14 protein-coding genes are annotated in these 13,173 nt (G+C 49.8%); 10 read left to right on the top strand and 4 right to left on the bottom strand.

All coding sequences use genetic code 11. The annotated features are described in order from the left end of the window. Position 1 precedes the first annotated feature (1 nt). The 3 genes from AC55FS_RS11860 to AC55FS_RS11850 are packed head-to-tail and all read left to right on the top strand — an operon-like array spanning position 2 to position 2,324. A complete protein-coding gene (locus tag AC55FS_RS11860) occupies positions 2 to 409 on the top strand; it encodes an ExbD/TolR family protein (protein ID WP_496932464.1) in 408 nt (135 codons plus the stop codon). Further along, positions 409 to 1,026: an energy transducer TonB gene (locus AC55FS_RS11855; RefSeq protein ID WP_496932463.1), complete on the top strand. Its 618-nt coding sequence runs from the start codon at positions 409 to 411 to the stop codon at positions 1,024 to 1,026. The genes AC55FS_RS11860 and AC55FS_RS11855 overlap by 1 nt, the downstream gene beginning before the upstream one ends. After that, entirely contained in the window at positions 1,026 to 2,324 is a 1,299-nt protein-coding gene (locus AC55FS_RS11850; RefSeq protein ID WP_496932462.1) for a tetratricopeptide repeat protein, read from the top strand. Before AC55FS_RS11855 ends, AC55FS_RS11850 begins: the two co-directional genes overlap by 1 nt. A 45-nt stretch (positions 2,325 to 2,369) precedes the next feature. Here AC55FS_RS11850 and AC55FS_RS11845 read toward each other — a convergent pair whose 3' ends face one another. Further along, positions 2,370 to 2,804, bottom strand: coding sequence for a hypothetical protein (locus AC55FS_RS11845; protein ID WP_496932461.1), 435 nt, complete (start codon positions 2,802 to 2,804; stop codon positions 2,370 to 2,372). Between the two features lie 176 nt (positions 2,805 to 2,980). Here AC55FS_RS11845 and AC55FS_RS11840 point away from each other — a divergent pair, with 176 nt between their 5' ends. Then, a complete protein-coding gene (locus AC55FS_RS11840) occupies positions 2,981 to 3,832 on the top strand; it encodes an ADP-ribosylglycohydrolase family protein (RefSeq protein WP_496932460.1) in 852 nt (283 codons plus the stop codon). Between the two features lie 81 nt (positions 3,833 to 3,913). On the opposite strand, the gene xthA is transcribed toward AC55FS_RS11840, so the two are convergent. Beyond that, positions 3,914 to 4,723: an exodeoxyribonuclease III gene (gene xthA, locus AC55FS_RS11835; RefSeq protein WP_496932459.1), complete on the bottom strand. Its 810-nt coding sequence runs from the start codon at positions 4,721 to 4,723 to the stop codon at positions 3,914 to 3,916. Positions 4,724 to 4,866: 143 nt separating this feature from the next. On the opposite strand from xthA, the gene AC55FS_RS11830 reads away from it, so the two are divergent. Then, positions 4,867 to 5,580 carry a substrate-binding periplasmic protein gene (locus AC55FS_RS11830; RefSeq protein WP_496932458.1) on the top strand — a complete coding sequence of 238 codons (714 nt, stop codon included), beginning with the start codon at positions 4,867 to 4,869 and terminating at the stop codon, positions 5,578 to 5,580. 74 nt (positions 5,581 to 5,654) lie between these two features. Here the strand turns inward: AC55FS_RS11830 and thiI are convergent, their stop codons facing one another. Continuing rightward, positions 5,655 to 7,124, bottom strand: a complete 1,470-nt coding sequence (gene thiI, locus AC55FS_RS11825) for a tRNA uracil 4-sulfurtransferase ThiI (RefSeq protein ID WP_496932457.1) — start codon at positions 7,122 to 7,124, stop codon at positions 5,655 to 5,657. 328 nt (positions 7,125 to 7,452) lie between these two features. On the opposite strand from thiI, the gene phbB reads away from it, so the two are divergent. Then, positions 7,453 to 8,199: an acetoacetyl-CoA reductase gene (phbB, locus tag AC55FS_RS11820; protein WP_496932456.1), complete on the top strand. Its 747-nt coding sequence runs from the start codon at positions 7,453 to 7,455 to the stop codon at positions 8,197 to 8,199. A 59-nt stretch (positions 8,200 to 8,258) separates the two neighbouring features. On the opposite strand, the gene AC55FS_RS11815 is transcribed toward phbB, so the two are convergent. Then, the gene (locus AC55FS_RS11815; RefSeq protein WP_496932455.1) at positions 8,259 to 9,506 is read right to left on the bottom strand and encodes a tyrosine-type recombinase/integrase; all 1,248 of its coding nucleotides are present in this window, start codon (positions 9,504 to 9,506) and stop codon (positions 8,259 to 8,261) included. 553 nt (positions 9,507 to 10,059) lie between these two features. Here AC55FS_RS11815 and AC55FS_RS11810 point away from each other — a divergent pair. From AC55FS_RS11810 to AC55FS_RS11795, 4 genes are read left to right on the top strand one after another with little or no spacing between them, the layout of a single operon-like run. Next, positions 10,060 to 10,896 (top strand): GIN domain-containing protein, encoded by an 837-nt coding sequence (locus tag AC55FS_RS11810; protein ID WP_496932454.1) that lies wholly within the window; start codon positions 10,060 to 10,062, stop codon positions 10,894 to 10,896. Then, positions 10,893 to 11,264 (top strand): GntR family transcriptional regulator, encoded by a 372-nt coding sequence (locus AC55FS_RS11805; protein ID WP_496932453.1) that lies wholly within the window; start codon positions 10,893 to 10,895, stop codon positions 11,262 to 11,264. The genes AC55FS_RS11810 and AC55FS_RS11805 overlap by 4 nt, the downstream gene beginning before the upstream one ends. Next, positions 11,261 to 12,121: an ABC transporter ATP-binding protein gene (locus AC55FS_RS11800; RefSeq protein WP_496932452.1), complete on the top strand. Its 861-nt coding sequence runs from the start codon at positions 11,261 to 11,263 to the stop codon at positions 12,119 to 12,121. The genes AC55FS_RS11805 and AC55FS_RS11800 overlap by 4 nt, the downstream gene beginning before the upstream one ends. After that, a complete protein-coding gene (locus AC55FS_RS11795; protein WP_496932451.1) occupies positions 12,118 to 13,131 on the top strand; it encodes an ABC transporter permease in 1,014 nt (337 codons plus the stop codon). Before AC55FS_RS11800 ends, AC55FS_RS11795 begins: the two co-directional genes overlap by 4 nt. The last annotated feature ends 42 nt before the right edge of the window (positions 13,132 to 13,173 follow it).

Here is a 13,173-nt window from a genome sequence, read left to right as displayed (position 1 = left end):
TATGGCACGCAGGCATACCGACAACGACAGTGATGCCAGTGATATCGATATCACACCGATGCTCGATATCGTGTTCATCATGTTGATCTTTTTTATTGTCACCACGTCGTTCGTAAAAGAAAGCGGCGTGACGGTATCGCGCCCCAGTGCGCAAACGGCAGAGCAGAAAAAAGGCAGCAATATATTGGTGGCGATTCGTGCGAATGGCGAAATATGGATCGATCGCCGCGCCGTCGACGTCCGAGCGGTGCGACCCAATATTGAACGCATGAAAGCAGAAAACCCGGAAGGGGCGGTTATTATTCAGGCCGATCAGCATTCAGCCACCGGCATGTTGGTGAAGGTGATGGACCAAATTCGCTTAGCCGGAGTGGAAGATATTTCGATTTCCGCCGAGGGCACCGACTGATGCGATTATTGCTGGCCGCACTGGTGGCGTCTGGGGTGACGCTGGTGCTGTTTTATGCCATGCACCATATGGTGTCCGGGCCTGCTGAGCTGCGCCAAACCGCTTCTGAACGCGCAGTGGTGGATTTTGTTCGGTTAAAAGAAAACAGCGAAACCCAGCTAAAAGAGCGGCGTAAAAAACAACCGCCCAAACCCCAACAGCCCGCCATGCCGGAGTTGGCTGTGGCGCAGCAAAGTACTCAGGTGCAAACACTGCAAATTGACATACCCGATGTCAGTGCCGATTTATCGGTTAGCAATCAATCCTTTTTGGGCGATGCCCTAGTGGGGATGGGCATGGGCGACAGTGAAGTGCTGCCACTGGTCAAGGTGCAACCTCAATACCCAAGAAGGGCATTGCGCGCGCGCCAAGAAGGTTATGTCACCGCACGCTTGTCGATTACTCCAGAGGGCAGTGTTGATGATGTTGAAGTCATTGATTCCAATCCGCCCGGTGTATTTGAACGTGAGGCGGTAATGGCGCTGTATCGCTATAAATTCAAACCCAAAATGGTCGACAATCAGCCGGTCGCGCAAACCGCGACCCAGACCATTGAATTTAAACTGGGAGACAGCTGATGCGACGCCTATTAATGCCCTGGCTCTTTAGTGCCGCATTGCTTGCCCCTCTTGCTCCATGGGCGCAGGCGAACAACACCTTGTCACCGTCCACCTACGAGCAGCTGAACGATATTCAAACCATGCTGGCGGACGAAGACTGGCCGCAAGCACGCGAGCAGCTGGATGAGCTGCTGCAAGAACTGACCCCGGGGTTTGGTAAAGCCTTAGCGCTGCAACTGTCTGGGCAGTATTGGTTATCACGGGACGACAATGCCAAGGCCATTCAAGAGTTTGAACAAGCCTTAGCGCTGGATGCTTTTGCGCCTTCCCAAGAGGCGGGCATGGCCACCAATGTGGCGCAGCTGTATTTGGCGCAGCAGCAATACGATCGTGCTGTATCGACGTTAAAAAAACGCTTGCCCAAATTACTTGCTGCTGAGCAAAATGAACAGAAAAAAACCGGCAAGGACACGGCTTGGGTGCAACCCATGGCGATGATTACCTTGGCCACCGCCTATCAGCTGCAGCAAAACTATCAGCCTTCTATTGGTTGGATTCAGCAGGCCATCGAACGTCAGCGCCAAGCAGGCAAAGCCGCACAAGAAAATTGGTGGCGCATGTTGATGGTGGCTCAATATCGTGAAAATCTGTGGCCTGATGCCATTAAGACGCTGGATGTGTTGCTGTCTTTAGCGCCTGAAAAAGAAAGTTATTGGCAGCAGCAGGCGGCTATTTATCAGCAATTAGGGCAAGAAAGAAAGGCGCTAACGGTATTGGAGACCGCGTACGCTGGTGGTTATTTGCAGCAAAGTCAAAGTCAGTTGCTGCTGGTGCAAATGCTGATCAACCAAGGCTTGCCAGAACGAGGTGGGCGGGTATTGGCCCGTGCTATTGAGCAAGGCAATATTGAAAAAACAGAGCGTCAATGGCGTTTATTGGCCCTGGCTTGGCAGCAGGGGCGACAGCGCCAGCAGGCCATTTTAGCCCTGCAACACGCCAGTAAAGGCATGGATGATGGTGAGCTCTTGTATCGTGCTGCATTGTTGGCAATGCAGGATAACGACTATGGGTCTGTGATTAACAACGCTCAAATGGCATTAAAAAAGACCGTCAGCGATAAAACCCGCGCACAATTATTATTGTTAGCAGGCAATGCCGCCTTTCAGTCGGGTCAGGCGGATACCGCCAGCGGTTTTTTTCGCCAAGCCTTGACCTTGCCAGCGACCGCAGCGACTGCCAAGCAATGGCTGGAATATATCGACAGTTTGGATGAGTTTGATATTGAGCCGGGCAGCTTTGCGAAAGCACATCAGTAACTGACACCAGTTGGCCATGTGCTTCCTATGACGATAGGGCAATGATTACTTCTGGTGAGATGCCTGCGCGGTTTTGGGCTGGTGATGAAGAAACAATACTAGGTCCTTCACCGTCGTGACCTGGTTAAAATAGGGGTTGTTGTCGGCGTTTTCGGTATCAATGCCTAAACGATCAGCAACGGCCCAATACACCTCATCAATATCGTCCCCATCCAGCCCATAGGTCTCTTTTAATCGATCCTGTGATTCTATTGGGAAAGGCTTATACGGACTGTAGTCAAGTTCGATCTGTAGCTGGTTCCATACTTCATGCATGATGAGAGTATTGGTGTTGCGGTAGTCAAAAGACCGTGCATAGCGGCAGATATCAGCATCGCCACGCTCACCTGCAATATGCTTTAACTGCTTGTGATGCAAAAGTTGGCTGATATGGACGTAGGCGACTAAGGCAACGGTTAAGGCGACGATTAAATACAGCATCAGCTTTCCTTGGCGACCTTGAACTTTTAAGACCATGAACGGTTAGCGCAGGGTATCATTAACTGGTCGGTCTTATATCATATAATCGAGGTTCGCTCTTCATCTGGAAAGTTCGGTGCGATTTCTCCATGATTAGCGTAGCATGGCTTTCCCTAAATATAGGCCGGGAGAATAACTTGTTACTAGCAATTGGCATGGGTGATGCCTATGGCGCAGGCTTTGAATTTGCACCGCAAGAAAAAATCCTCAACCATAATAACCTGACGGCTTATCAACAGCATGGCCTTGGCATTGAACCAGGCCACTATACCGACGATACACAAATGTCGTTGGCTATTGCAGAGTTGCTGCTTGACCAGCAAGAGTGGAATCAAACCACTATTGCTGAGGCTTTTGTTTGTTGTTTTAAGCGAGATAAGCGGCTCGGCTATTCTAAGAATATGTATCGACTATTGGATATGTCCGAGAATGGCTTGGATTTCCTAGATAAAGTGATTGCTCGAAGTACCGCCAATGGTGCGGCGATGAGATCGGTGCCATTGGGTGTGATCGCCGATGTGAGGGAGTTGTTAAAAAAGTCAGCCATTCAAGCGTCGGTTACTCATAATAACTCTGCTGGCATTCAATCGTCCCAAGCCATTGCTCTCGCGAGCCATTTCTTTTTGCATAAGGTCGGACGGCGTCATCAGTTATTCGATTTTGTTTGCGCTTATTCGGATTATCGTTGGGATAGTCGATGGTGTGCCGAAGTAGCCTGCGATGCGATAGAAACGGTCAATGCCGTACTAACGGTATTAGAAAACGCAACGAGCTTGTCTGACGTGTTAATTCAGTCGGTGGGGTTTGGCGGAGATGTGGATACCGTGGCGGCTTGTGCACTGGGTATCGCCAGTTTATCTAACGAATACGAGCAGGATTTGCCCAGTTTCTTATATCAGGACCTGGAAGATGGATGTTATGGGAAAGACTACCTAGTAGATGTGGGAGAACGTTTGCTGAATACGTTTGGCTTATTATCGGCTCCATGATTCAGGAGCTATAGCGGGACAGCCATTCCAGGGCTCAGAGCTTCAGCTCTGAGCCCTACGCTAGCCAAAGCGTCTAGCAGCTTAAATATCCGCCCAAATCGGTGCATGGTCAGAGGGCTTTTCCATTGCGCGAATATCATAAGCAATGCCAGCATCCTGGCAGCGCTCAAGTAATGGCTGGGTTAATAAGATATGGTCGATGCGCAGGCCGCGCTTAGGTTCATCATTAAAACCCTTGGAGCGATAGTCAAACCAGCTAAACAACTCGCTGCTTTGCGGCTGGAAATGACGATAGCTGTCACTGAGCCCCCAGGCCAGTAAACGCTCATACCACTCGCGCTCTTCAGGTAAGAAGCTGCACTTACCGGTTTTTAGCCAGCGCTTACGATTCGGCTCACCGATACCGATATCGATGTCTTGTGGTGAGATATTCATATCGCCCATCACCACCAGATTCGATTCAGGCGTAAAGTGCTCATCCAGGTAACGCATCAGATCCGCATAGAACTGGCGCTTGGCTGGAAACTTAATCTCGTGATCCTGGCTTTCGCCTTGCGGGAAGTAGCCATTAATCACATCAATGCTGCGGCCGTCGATCTCATAGCGGGCATGAATAATGCGCTTTTGAGCGTCTTCATCGTCCCAAGGCCAGCCCTTTTGCACAAAAACTGGTGCCTGCTTTGATAGCAAGGCCACCCCGTAGTGGCTCTTTTGACCAAAGTACTCGACGTGATAGCCCAGAGATTCCACATCGCTGAGCGGGAACTGTTCATCGTGCACCTTGGTTTCCTGCAGGCCGATGATGTCGGCATCGTACTGGTCGCGCAAGGCTTCGAGCTGGTGCTGACGGGCACGGATGCCATTGATATTAAAGCTAATGATTCGGGCCATGATGCTGCCTGTGCAAGAAACAAAGGTCCGCATGATAGCAGCCCTGTGTGCTGAGCTGAATGCTGGTCTGCTGCCAAGCAATTCTGGCGCTGCTTTTTCAGTTGCCTGCTAAGCTTAAGGCACCCAGAAATGAGGACCAGATTATGAAGTTCGTACTTGCAATTTTGATGGCGTGTGTCAGTTGCCTGGCCACGGCAGAAACCGTGACCCTGGCAATCGGTGACTGGGAGCCCTTCACCTCGTCAAAGGACCCAGAATCGCAGATTTCCCAAGACATCGTCAAAGAGGCGTTTGCCACTCAGGGGGTTACGGTGCAGTTTGACTTTATGCCCTGGAAGCGTGCTTATGTGGCGACCCAGGAAGGCAAGGTGGATGGCACCTTTCCCTGGTACTCAAACGAGCAACGCAAACAGGAAATGACCATCGCCGAAGAGCCTTTGATGGAAGAAAAAGAGGTGTTCTTTTACCGCGCCGATAAAGGCTTTGACTGGGCCAGCTTCGATGATCTTAAAAAGTACAAGGTGGGTGGTACCATTGGCTACTCCCATGTAGACGTGCTGGAAGGCGAGGGCGTCGAGCTAGATAAGGCCAAAGACGATATTACCAACTTTAAAAAGCTGGCAGCAGGCCGCATTGATGTTTTCCCCATTGGTATGAATGTGGGCAAATATTTGATTAAAAAGAACCTGCCAGCGGCCACCGCGGCCAATCTGAAACAGCATCCCAAGGAGTTGTCATCTGGTGAGATGTTTATGCTGTTTACCAAAAGTGATCGTGGCAGACAGCTAGCGGATACCTTCAATAAAGGCGTTAAGGCGTTGAAAGAGAATGGTCGCTACGATGAGCTGATGCGCTAGGGCTAAGAGGCAAGTGCAGCCGCCTGTTTTACGGGCGGCTCAACGAGCGGCTTTTTGTTTCTGTGTTTAACCCGTTAGTGTCCGTCTACCAATACCGCAAAGCGCTCTTCACCGGCTTGATTGAGATGATGGGCGTGGATCTTACTCATGGTGCCTTGCTGGCAATAGAGCAAGTAGCGCTGCGCTTCTGGCAGTTCAGCCAGACGCGAATCCAGCTCATAAAATGGAATGCTGATGACGCTATTGTTGGTCAAATGCAGTGGCGTGTCGGCGCACTCATGAGGGTGGCGAATATCAATCACCACATCCGTCAAGGCCGGCGTATTTACCAAGCTCACTGAGTCCAAGCCACTGTCTTCACCGCTTAATACCTCATCGATACGCTCGACTTTGGCTGCTTTGATAGCGTCGTTTAATACTTGCATATCAAAGGCTTGCTCGGCTTGTTCGACCAGCTGGCGGTCGCCTACTGTGGTCGGGTTAATCGAAATCACACCACAATATTCAGGCATACGAGCAGCAAAGGCTTCGGCGCCGATACGACGGGAAATATTGATAATGTCTTGTTTATCCATGGCCGCTAGCGGGCGCAGCACCATATGATCACAGGCTTTATCAATGACCGCTAGATTGGTAATGGTCTGGCTGGCTACTTGCGCTACCGCCTCGCCCGTGACCAGAGCGGGTACGCGCAGCTTATAAGCCACTTGAGAGGCTGCGCGCAGCATCATGCGTTTTAACACCACGCCCATCTGGCTGGTTTCGACTTGCTGCAGAATTTCGCTCACCACGTTTTCAAACGGCACGGTAATAAATTTAACCCGGTGGCTTTCGCCGTAGCTGGACCACAAATAGTGCGACACTTGCTTAACGCCAATTTCGTGTGCGCTGCCGCCGAGGTTAAAAAACAAGAAATGTGTTTTCAGGCCGCGACGGTTCATCAAATAGCTGGACACGGTGGAATCAAAGCCACCTGAAATCAGCGAGATGACTTCCCCCTGGCTACCCAGTGGGAAGCCACCCAGGCCACGCATTTCATGGCCAACAATTTGTAAGGTCTGGTTGCGAATTTCAGCACGCACCACCACCTCTGGCTGTTTCAGTGACACTTCACGGGCGTCGGTTTCTTTTAGAATGCCGCCGCCAATATAGATCTCAGCCTGATGGCTGGTGAAGTCATGCTGACCTGCGCGTTTAATGCGAACACAGAACGACTTGCCGGCCACGCTGTCACGATAGGCATCGCGAATCAGTTCAAACGCTTGGGGCAAACCTTCGAACGGGTGTTCGGTTACTTCCAGCGCTGCGCCAATGCCTGGGGTATGCGTCAAGATGCGCACACAATGACGGCGTACAGCGTCATCGTCGTGATGTTTTTCATTCACCACCACCACTAGGCTGTCCCAACGATTTTGCACATCTGCTGAGATCTCATGACGCTTGAACTGGTTGCGCAAATTGGCGCGCAGGATCTTGGTCATTTGCTTGCGCACAGAGCGAGATTTAATGGTGATCTCAGGGAATAGTTTTACTACAAAATTCATTGGCGCGTGTCGTTGCTGAAATTGGGCGCAAAATTATACCAGCAGTCGGGCAATACGGGTATGTCGCTACTTTGTCTGTCGCCTGTCAGTCAGCGAGTCTGATTGAACAATCTTGCCTTTAACGGGTGCGCTAATGAATTAGTGCTGTCTGTTGCGACTTCCGGTTAGGGCTGAGCCTGCCTTCATATTAGTGTCATGCATACGTTGGAGGCTATGTCTGAGTCCGATGGCTGGACGGGCCAAATCGACAAACGCTGCACTTGTTTATCTAACGTGCGATAGCGAGTCAGCGCATACATTTTCTAAAGCAGCACTGATGGAGTAGAGCATGACTAAACGTATTGCGTTCGTAACAGGCGGTACTGGTGGTATCGGCAGTGAAATTTGCAAAAGGCTAGCGGAAGACGGCTACAAGGTCATAGCGGGCTATTTTCACGGCGGTAATCACGACAAAGCCAATGCCTGGCAAGAAGAAATGCGCGCGCAAGGGCTGGATATGTCGGTGGCGTTTGGCAACATTCGCGACTGGGATTCCTGCCAAGCTTGTATCGACGGTATTCGCAAAGACTTCGGTAGCATCGATGTGCTAGTCAATAACGGCGGCATTACTCGTGACACCACTCTCAAGCGTATGTCACCTGAGCAATGGCATGACGTGATAGAAACCAACCTGACGTCGGTATTTTACCTGACCCGCTTGGTGATCAATGACATGCTGGAGAAGAAGTGGGGCCGCATCGTCAATATTTCTTCCATCAATGGTGAAAAAGGTCAGTTTGGCCAGGCCAACTACTCAGCGGCCAAAGCGGGTATGTATGGCTTTACTAAGGCGGTTGCACAGGAAGTGGCGGGTAAAGGCATTACCGTTAATACCGTATCGCCGGGCTATATTGCCACCAGCATGATTATGGATGTGCCGGAAGAAATTCGTGAGCAAATTCGTGAAACTATTCCGGTAAAACGCTTTGGTGAGCCGTCTGAAATCGCCCGCGTAGTGTCCTTCTTGGCGGCCGATGATGCAGGCTTTATTACCGGTGCCAATATATCCGCCAATGGTGGTCAATATATGCACTAAAGCCTGATGTGCCAATTGCATGGGTTTGAAAAAGGAGGCTTAGCCTCCTTTTTGTGCGGTTAATAATCTGGTCGTAAGCGTTTATGGCGTGCGCTGGCATGGCGCTCTCGCAGCTCGGTGTCGATATAGCGATCTGTGGTGGCCATGCTGGCGTGGCCGGCATCTTCCTTAACGTGCTCCTTCGGGCGCACGCGCACATCTTCCGATATGCCTGTGTGTCTAAGCCAGTGCACGGTTGCTACCCGCAGTTCGTTGGCTTCTTCTGATAGCCCTTGTTGCCGCATGCGCTCATAAGCGCTGTCGAAACAAAACTGCACCAGATTACGAATTTGACGTGTGCTGGTGACAGGTCCTCGGCCCCGTAATTTAGCCACCAGCGGCGTTTGCTCACCCGCATGGGGAAGGCTAGGTAGGCCGAGATACAAGCGGTAGCGCTGCAGTGACGCCAGCATATCGTCAGATACTGTGATCAGTCGTGCTTTGTTGCCCTTACCGACGACACGCAGCCACCAATTGCCGTCTAGATCGGCGTGAAAATCGCCCATGGTGGGGGTTGAGCGCTCATCGGCGACCAGCTCGGATATGCGCAAATACATGCCGTATAGGCAATGCATAACAAACAAAGAGCGCTCATGTTCTTTCGGGTTATCTGTCGCCAATTGCTCAACGGTTTCTAATACAAAGTCCCACTGCAAATTGGAGATGCGTCGAATTGGCTCTTTATAAGCGTGACGCTGAATAAACTTGCTTTTTTGTCGGATCAAGCTGATGGGGTTGATATGCAGATAGTCTTCTTGCAACAGATAGTTGAAATAGGTCGATAACACAGAAAAAACACTTTGCAGGCTCTTTTGTGACAGTGCGAACTGCTGCGGGTGCTCACCGGTGAGTTTATCGGCCTGGCTAACAAAGGGGCGCCAGTCAGGGTTCATCACCCGCTGACCTTGACGAGACTTAAAGCGTGCCACCTGTTTAAGGCCAATCCAAGCTGGGGGAGGGGATTGGCAAAAGTGAATGTAGTCTTCCAGGTGCTGGCGCGTTAGCTGTGGCAAATTGGCTTTTTGCACAAACCAAGCCCATTGCAGCAGCCTTTCAATTTCGCGGCGATAGCTGTTGTAAGTGGCGGTGCTGCCGTTGTAACTCATCAAAAACTGCATGGAATGCAAAAAATCATCGTGGCTGGCGGCAGTATCTGCCAAGCAGTCCATGCCTTGCAGTCGCTGGCGGACATAACTCAATGGGTTGCCAATGTGCTCCATATGGTCAATCAGAGCCAGTGGAGGGTGTTCGGTCGCAGATGTCGTCATGTTGAAGCCGTGTGCTGAAGATAAAACAAGGGTATCAGCATCTTTCTGCTGCTCACAGAGGGTATTGAAACGACCTCAATTGGGGGTGTTATAGCACCCCTATAACACCCAACCCTGGGCTTATACCGTTATCTTGAAAGACAAGGATAATTTTTTTAGAAAATCTTCTTTATCAAGAAACCCAGTAATCATGCGGCATTGAACGGTATTTGCTGTGCTGAGAGCATTGCCTTTGAGGAAAAATCTGAAAAAGTTTCTGGTCATCTAGAGATGTAGTGTTATAGTTGCGTATAACACCGGTGCACGACAACACCTAATCAGTAGATGACCTGAAGGGGTCTGGAGGATAGAATGATGAAAACAATGATTGAGTTAGCATTTGGCGCCGTTTTGCTCGTGACCATAGGTCTTAGTGTGGCGCCCATCGTTTGATCTCACTGCTAAGTATTCAAAGCGTTGATCAGAAGAAATGTTGCTTGTCAGGGTATAGCGAGCTCATCAGTGGTAAGGCCAGACTTGGTCTGCTGCTGACAAATTAAGGAGTAAAGCAGCAATGCAATGGTTGTGTTTGATGGTTTTGGCGTTGGCCAGTGTGGCCTGGTCAGATGATCGCGCTGTCTATGAAGTGAATATCGACGGCGTCTTTGATGAGATCGAAATCAAAGCGCCCGTCACGGTAGAAGTTCAGCAAGCAGATCAAGCCAGTGTCTGGGTCAATACTCCGCGTTTGCTGCGTAATAATTTGGTCATGCAACAGCATGGCAAACGATTGCTGATTGCATGGAAGGTGGACGATCGCTGGCTCAATATGGTCGATAGTGAAAGTATCAAGGTGAAAATCCAATTGCCGCAGCTACGAGTACTCACGTCGAAAGGCTCGGGCACTGTGTATCTGGGGGATATGCAGCTGCAAGATTTTACCTACAACAATAGTGGCAGTGGTGATGCGCACATGAGTAGTGTGCGAGCCCAAAATATCAGCATCGCTATGCAGGGCAATGGTGATCTTGAAGCGGTGCTTTGGTCTGCAGATCGTCTATCGATTGCCAGCATGGGGTCATCGGATATTTGGTTGGCTAAATTAATGGCCAAAGACGTATCCATCAACAGTGCCGGCAGTGGAGATCTGGATATCATAGATACCAGCTCCGCCGACAGCGTTGAAATCAGTTTGATGGGTAGTGGCGATATTGATGCAACACAGCTTCATGCTGTGAGTGCGTCTGTGAAAATACTTGGATCTGGCGACATTTTTATCACCGTTGATGAATCCATTTCGGCCACTGTACTGGGTAGTGGTGATGTGAAATACGGCGGGACGCCCAATGCTGTGAGTGTTAGTCAGATTGGCTCAGGAGATGTCAGTGCTCTGGAAGGTGACGAATCGTGACCGAATGGAACGATAAAGAGCCGATTTATCGTCAAATAGAAGCTCGCATTATGAATTTGATTCTGGATGGTTCCTTACCAGAAGGTGAGTCCATTCCGTCTGTTCGTGGCCTTGCCAGCGACTATCAAATTAATCACTTAACCGTTAGTAAAGCCTATCAAGAATTGGTTTCCCAAGGCTTATTGGAGAAACGACGCGGCCTAGGAATGTTTGTGGCGACTGGGGCACGTGAAAGTTTACAGCGTGAACAGCTTGATCAGTTTTTGCAGCAAGAGCTGCCGGCGCTGCTCGAACGCATGGCGCAACTGGGCATAGATCCAGATATGGTTATCAATGCCATTCAGACTTATAAGGATAATCAATCATGAGCGCATTGATTCAAGCGACTCAGCTCAAAAAATCGTATGCAAAAACCCCTGTGCTGAACGGTATTGACCTAACGGTTGAAGCAGGTCAAATCCTAGGGTTGGTCGGGCCAAACGGTGCAGGTAAGACCACCTTGTTACGTTGTTTGCTTGGTCTTACCCAGGCCCAAGGTGAGCTGACGGTGTTGGGGCAATCGCCTTGGGCTCAGCGTCAAAAGATGTTGCAGGAGTTGGCTTATATCCCTGATACCGCAATCCTGCCGCGCTGGATTAGTGTGGAAAAACTGCTGGTCTATATGCAAGGTGTGCATCCACGCTTTGATATTGAAAAAGCGCGTGAATTGTTAGCGTCAACCGACGTGCCTATGGCAAAAAAAATATCTCAGCTCAGTAAAGGCATGGTGACACAAGTGCATTTAGCGCTAGTCATGGCGATTGATGCAAAGTTACTGGTGTTGGATGAACCAACCTTAGGTTTGGATATCTTGTATCGACGTCAGTTTTATCAACGACTGCTTGAAGACTATTACGACCAAGAACGCACCATCATTATTACCACTCACCAGGTCGACGAGGTTGAAGACATTCTCACTCATGCCGCATTCATTCGTCGTGGTGAGCTGATATTGCAATCATCCATGGAAGATTTGCAATCACAGTTTCGCCAGCTCACGGTGAAGCCCGATCAGTTGGCTAATGCGCGGTTGTTACAGCCGATGGCTGAGCAAACGCTTTTGGGTGCATCGCGGTTACTGATTAAAGAGGGTAATGAACAGCAAATGCAGCAACTTGGCGAGGTGAGTATGGCGAGTCTGAGCGATGTGTTTGTTGCTCTGATGCAGGAGGATAAGCACGCATGATGTCGATACTGATTCGTCGTGAAATATGGGAGCGTCGCGCAGAATACCTGTGGATTCCTTTGATTCTTGCCGCGTTGGCGTTGCTGCCGAGTGCATTTGTTGCTAGCCAGTGGCAACTATGGGTCGAAGATTTCGAAGGCACAGTGATTATTGACATGGGCGATGATAAAGACACCATCGATCACATGATGGGGCCAGAATCCGAAATTGGTCCTGGTCTTAACATGCATGAACTGCCAGCCGAGCAGCTTAGTGAAGATCGCTGGGACTTCCATCAACGTTGGCTCAACTCCGGACAAGAGCAAGGCTTAAGTCAGGCTGTGATCGAGCAGTTTTTCTCTGAAGAGGAAAATGAGCCAAAAAATCTATCTCTCAATGTCGTTGCTCACTTTGTATTTTGTGCATTCTTAGTGCTTTGGTTGTTGGTTGCGACTCTGTATCTGTTGGATGCGCTTTATCGAGAGCGACGTGATCGCAGCATTCTTTTCTGGCAATCCATGCCTGTACCTGAATGGCAAGTTGTATTGGCGAAGCTGATCTCGGCTTGGATTCTTACTAGCTTGGTCTTTTGGCTGGCCAGTCTGATTCCTCAGTGGGTATTAGTGTGGAGTGTCACGCAGTTACCTAATGAAGGACTGAAATTGACCAGGGATTTCTCTTTGCTGGAGACAGTGCAAACTCAATTGCTGGTGCTGATGGAAGTTTGGCTGGTGAGCTTGCCGCTGCCAGCCTGGTTATTGCTGGTGTCGTCAAGAGCCAACAAAATACCTATGTTATGGGCTTTTCTTGTACCAGCGGCATTGGCAGTAGTTGAGTTTTGGTGGTTTGGCACGACCGTTATATGGAAATTTATTCAATTTGTTATACCCAGTGTTGGTATCGCTGAAACTACGAGTGGTTGGGAGCTTCAAGGTGGTGGTGCTGGTGATATTGTAACGTTAGCTGTAGGAACAGTGTTATCGATCGCAGCATTGGTGGGTGCTATCTATTTTCGCCGCCAACAACATTAATATTTTAGCTCTGCTTTTTATCCATTTTTCCCCAGAGGTGAG

The sequence above is a fragment of the Bacterioplanes sp. CLAM21 genome (assembly GCF_059641015.1).
Note: the sequence above shows the minus strand (reverse complement) of the source record. Positions and strands in the feature narration are given on the sequence as shown.

Bases quoted from the DNA above. Each gene is read 5' to 3' on its own strand.
- AC55FS_RS11860 (WP_496932464.1), top strand. From the start codon at position 2: ATGGCACGCAGGCATACCGACAACGACAGTGATGCCAGTGATATCGAT.
- AC55FS_RS11855 (WP_496932463.1), top strand. From the start codon at position 409: ATGCGATTATTGCTGGCCGCACTGGTGGCGTCTGGGGTGACGCTGGTG.
- AC55FS_RS11850 (WP_496932462.1), top strand. From the start codon at position 1,026: ATGCGACGCCTATTAATGCCCTGGCTCTTTAGTGCCGCATTGCTTGCC.
- AC55FS_RS11845 (WP_496932461.1), bottom strand. From the start codon at position 2,804: ATGCTGTATTTAATCGTCGCCTTAACCGTTGCCTTAGTCGCCTACGTC.
- xthA (WP_496932459.1), bottom strand. From the start codon at position 4,723: ATGGCCCGAATCATTAGCTTTAATATCAATGGCATCCGTGCCCGTCAG.
- AC55FS_RS11830 (WP_496932458.1), top strand. From the start codon at position 4,867: ATGAAGTTCGTACTTGCAATTTTGATGGCGTGTGTCAGTTGCCTGGCC.
- thiI (WP_496932457.1), bottom strand. From the start codon at position 7,124: ATGAATTTTGTAGTAAAACTATTCCCTGAGATCACCATTAAATCTCGC.
- phbB (WP_496932456.1), top strand. From the start codon at position 7,453: ATGACTAAACGTATTGCGTTCGTAACAGGCGGTACTGGTGGTATCGGC.
- AC55FS_RS11815 (WP_496932455.1), bottom strand. From the start codon at position 9,506: ATGACGACATCTGCGACCGAACACCCTCCACTGGCTCTGATTGACCAT.
- AC55FS_RS11810 (WP_496932454.1), top strand. From the start codon at position 10,060: ATGCAATGGTTGTGTTTGATGGTTTTGGCGTTGGCCAGTGTGGCCTGG.
- AC55FS_RS11800 (WP_496932452.1), top strand. From the start codon at position 11,261: ATGAGCGCATTGATTCAAGCGACTCAGCTCAAAAAATCGTATGCAAAA.
- AC55FS_RS11795 (WP_496932451.1), top strand. From the start codon at position 12,118: ATGATGTCGATACTGATTCGTCGTGAAATATGGGAGCGTCGCGCAGAA.